The sequence below is a fragment of the Elusimicrobiota bacterium genome (assembly GCA_040757695.1).
Classification (GTDB): domain Bacteria; phylum Elusimicrobiota; class UBA8919; order UBA8919; family UBA8919; genus JBFLWK01.
Window position 1 is genome coordinate 1 of record JBFLWK010000244.1, and the last position, 1,199, is coordinate 1,199.

The window sequence follows — 1,199 nt, forward strand, 5'->3', positions numbered from 1 at the left end:
TTGGAAGAATAAAAAAAGATACGAGAAGGGGGAACTATGATTAAACAGAAAAAAGCATTAGTTTGTGGTGGCGGAGGGTTTATTGGAAATCATTTAGTAAAGAAACTAAAAAAAGAAGGTTTTTGGGTTCGTGCTGTTGATTTAAAATATCCCGAATTCAATAAAAGCATAGCAGATGATTTTATTATTGGAGATTTAAGAGAACAATCAGTAGTCCAAAAGATACTAGAACAACCATTTGACGAAGTTTACCAATTAGCCGCGGATATGGGAGGAGCTGGTTATATTTTTACTGGTGAACATGATGCGGATGTTATGCATAATTCAGCAACAATTAATTTAAATATGATTCATTATGGGCAAAAAATCAGAATAAAGAAGATATTTTATTCTTCTTCTGCTTGTATATATCCAAAGTATAATCAGTTAGATCCTGATAGTCCTAAATGTTCCGAAGACTCTGCTTACCCAGCATCTCCTGATAGTGAGTATGGATGGGAAAAATTATTTAGTGAAAGATTATATTTATCTTACAATCGAAATTACAATTTAAATGTAAGAATAGCAAGATTTCATAATATTTTTGGTCCCGAAGGGGCATGGAACAATGGCAAAGAAAAAGCACCTGCTGCTATATGTAGAAAAGTGGCAGTAGCAAAAGATGGTAGCGCAATTGAGATTTGGGGCGATGGTAAACAAACAAGATCTTTTCTCTATATTGATGAATGTTTGGAAGGAGTTAGAAGACTAATGGATTCAGATTTTACAGGACCAGTTAATATAGGTTCGGAAGAAATGGTGACTATTAATCAGTTAGCTGAAATTGTAATTAAAATGTCTGGTAAAAACCTAGAGTTAAAACATATAGATGGTCCGCTTGGCGTCAGAGGAAGAAATTCTGATAATAGATTGATCAGAGAAAAAATTGGTTGGTCACCAAATTATAGATTATATGATGGTCTAATAAAAACATACGATTGGATAAATAAACAAGTTGAAAATGAAAGGATGAAAAAATCATGAAAAATTTGGTGTTAGGCTCAAGTGGTCAAATTGGTGGACATTTGGTAAATTATCTAAAACAAATTAATGAAGAAGTTATTGAGTTTGATATTTTAGAAACAAGAGATGAAGATTTAAGAATTTATAATAATAAATTGTTAGACAGAAGAATGAAAGAATGTGATATGCTTTACTTT

2 protein-coding genes are annotated in these 1,199 nt (G+C 31.8%); both read left to right on the plus strand.

The genetic code is table 11. The annotated features are described in order from the left end of the window. Nucleotides 1-36: 36 nt before the first annotated feature. Nucleotides 37-1,023 (plus strand): NAD-dependent epimerase/dehydratase family protein, encoded by a 987-nt coding sequence (locus AB1349_14505; GenBank protein ID MEW6558537.1) that lies wholly within the window; start codon nucleotides 37-39, stop codon nucleotides 1,021-1,023. Beyond that, nucleotides 1,020-1,199, plus strand: a 180-nt coding sequence (locus AB1349_14510; GenBank protein MEW6558538.1) for an NAD-dependent epimerase/dehydratase family protein, incomplete at its 3' end; no start/stop codon positions are given. The genes AB1349_14505 and AB1349_14510, both read left to right, overlap by 4 nt.